Origin of the sequence: Streptomyces niveiscabiei (assembly GCF_001419795.1) — a bacterium.
GTDB lineage: Bacteria > Actinomycetota > Actinomycetes > Streptomycetales > Streptomycetaceae > Streptomyces > Streptomyces niveiscabiei.
Genome location: NZ_LIRL01000997.1, coordinates 1 through 3082 on the forward strand (window position 1 = coordinate 1; position 3082 = coordinate 3082).

Genomic DNA, 3082 nt, shown 5'->3' on the forward strand with positions numbered 1-3082 from the left:
CGTCATACCCGTAGTACCCGTAGTACCCGTAGTACCCGTAGTACCCGTAGTACTCGCAGTACTCGCAGTACCCCCGTAGTACCCGTCACCCCCGCCCATCCGGCAGATGTCAGTGCCGGGGTGTTCGATGGTGAGCTGTGGACACACAGCTCACCGACACCCCCCGCCACGCCGTCGAGACCGTCTTCCGGATCGAGTCCCCGCGGATCATCGCCACCGTCACCCGCCTGGTCCGGGACGTGGGGATCGCCGAGGAACTCGCTCAGGACGCCCTCGTCGCCGCGCTGGAGCAGTGGCCGAGGGACGGCGTCCCGGACAACCCCGGCGCCTGGCTGACCGCGACCGCCAGGCGCCGCGCGGTGGACCTGATCCGCCGCCGCGAGGTGTACGCGCGCAAGCTCGCGGAGATCGGCCGGGACCTGTCGGAGACGGCCCCGCCGACGTCGTACGAGTACGAGGAGGCGGACGACTTCGACGACGACGTCCTGAGGCTGGTCTTCATGGCGTGCCACCCCGTGCTGTCCCCGGAGTCCCGCACCACCCTGACGCTGCGACTGCTCGGCGGCCTCACCACCGCCGAGATCGCGCGAGCGTACCTCGCCCCGGAACCGACGGTCGCGCAGCGCATCGTCCGGGCGAAACGCACCCTGGCGACCCGCAACGTCGCCTTCGAGGTCCCCCAGGGCCCCGACCGGGCCGCCCGCCTGGACTCCGTCCTGGACGTCATCTACCTGATCTTCAACGAGGGTTACGCCGCGACAGCGGGCGACGACTGGCTGCGCCCCGCCCTCTGCGAGGACGCCCTCCGCCTGGCCAGACGGCTCACCGCCCTGATGCCGGGGGAACCCGAAGTCCACGCCCTGGCCTCCCTGTTGGAGTTCCAGGCGTCCCGCACCCCGGCCCGCACGGCCCCCGACGGCACCCCCGTCCTCCTGCGCGACCAGGACCGCCACCGCTGGAACCGCCTCCTGCTCACCCGCGGCATCGAGGCCCTGTCCCGGGCCCGCTCCACGACGACCGGCGCCCCCGGCCGCTACACCCTCCAGGCGACGATCGCGGCCTGCCACGCCCACGCGACGACGTACGAGGACACCGACTGGCAGGCGATCACCCGCCTGTACGACGCACTGGCGGCCCGATTCCCCTCCCCGGTCGTCGAGTTGAACCGCGCGGTGGCCCTCTCGATGACAGCGGGCCCCGCCGCCGCCCTCACCCTCCTCGACACCCTCACCACCGAACCCGCCCTGAAGGACTACCACTTGCTCCCCAGCGTCCGGGGCGACCTGCTGGAGCGGCTCGGCCGCACCGAGGAGGCGCGTGCCGAGTTCGCGCGGGCGGCCCGCCTCGCCGGCAACGGGAGAGAACGCGAACTTCTCGCCAGACGCGCCGCGAACTGACGTACCGAGAAAGGGGGTTCACCGGACGCCCCGGATGCCACAATCGGCGGAATGAGGGGGAATGCGGAATGACGGGGAACCTCGCGCTGGACAGCGCCTCCGCCGTCACCGCCCTCGGCGGAATCCTCGTCGCCCTGATCGCGGCGGGCGTCGCCCTGTGGCAGATGCAGCGGGCGCAGAGCCTCGAACGGGAGAAGATCCAGCTCGAACACGACTCCCAACTCCGGCTCAGACAGCAGGAGTGGGACCACGACCGGCAGTTGACGGAACGCGAGCAGAGGAAGGCCGACCGGGAGGCGGCCCGCGAGGTCGAACAGGCGGCGGCCCGGGTCGCCGAGCACCGTTCGACGCTGGAGGACGCGGCGGCCCTGTACTGCGCGCGGCTCGTCCAGGAGCTGTCCACGCTGAAGATCCTCGACATGTCGCGCCCGCTGCGGCTGGAGCGGCTGTATGTGCAGGTGGGGGTGCAGGAGCAGCAGCCGTTGAGGTTCTTGTCGGGCGACGAACTCGACCGCGAGGAGGCGCACTCGGCGCTGGACGCGACCGGCGCGTTCTCCATCGACCACCACCCTCCCGCCTGGTACACGCAGAACTCGGAAGACCCGGGGGAGTCACGCGCACGAGCCGAACGGGCCCGCGCCGCCCAAGCCCGTGTCGCCGCCGAAGTCCGGGCCGCCGCCACCCACACCTACATCCCGGTCGACGCCCTCAACCGCTACCGCCGGATCGTGGTCGTCGGCGACCCCGGCGCCGGCAAGACCACCATGCTCCGCCACCTCGCCCTCCGTCTGGCCACGGACACCTCCCAACTCCCCGCCTACGTCGAGCTGTTCCGGTTCGTGGAGAGCGGAAACCCCTCCCTGCTCGACTACTTGGCGGACCACTGGTCCGACCACTACGGCTTCGACGGCGCCCGCGACTACCTCACGGACAAACTCGCCGACGGCACCGCCGTGTTGCTCCTCGACGGCCTCGACGAAGTCCTCGGCGGCGAGAACGCCCAGGACGCCGAGAACGCCTACCGCAGGGTCACCGCCGAGATCGCCCGCCTCGCGACCCGCTTCCCCCGCGCCCTCATCGCCACGACCTGCCGCCGCCAGGGCTGGCGCGGCGGCCTCCCCCAGTTCCAGGTCCTGGAGGCCCTCGACTTCGAGTGGCCGCAGATCGAGACGTTCGTCGCGAACTGGTTCGGTACGACGGACCGCCGCCGCGCCGGCCTCGTCCGCGCCCTCTCGGCGAACGGCCGGCTCCAGACCCTCGCCGCGAACCCCCTGTTGCTCAGCCTCATCGCGATCGTCTACGAACGCGACCTCGAACTCCCCGAACGCCGGGCCGCGTTGTACCAGCGCTGCGTCGAAGTCCTGCTGCGCGAATGGGACGCGCACCGCGAGATCACCCGCTACAGCCGCTTCACCACGGACCGCAAACAGGACCTCCTGAAAGAGCTCGCCCGCCACTACCACCAGCGCGGCCTGCGCTACTTCCCCGAGGACGACCTCCTCGACCAGATCGACCGCTTCCTCCCCACGATCGACCTCGACCCCGCCGACAGCCGCACGATCCTCGACGAGATCAGCACCCAGTACGGCCTGCTGAAGCCGCAGGCCCACGGCTGGTACGGCTTCCTCCACCTCACGCTCCAGGAGCACTTCACGGCGGCGGCCCTCCTGGAGCGTGAGGTGGAG

Annotated in this window: 2 protein-coding genes; both read left to right on the forward strand. The window is 71.1% G+C overall.

The window, feature by feature from the left end; genetic code table 11:
* The first annotated feature begins 137 nt into the window (after nt 1-137).
* Complete coding sequence (locus tag AOK24_RS38610) at nt 138-1397, forward strand: RNA polymerase sigma factor (protein WP_055724602.1); 1260 nt, start codon at nt 138-140, stop codon at nt 1395-1397.
* A gap of 68 nt (nt 1398-1465) precedes the next feature.
* On the forward strand, nt 1466-3082 hold a 1617-nt coding region (locus tag AOK24_RS52405; RefSeq protein ID WP_159052141.1), incomplete at its 3' end, for an SCO5717 family growth-regulating ATPase.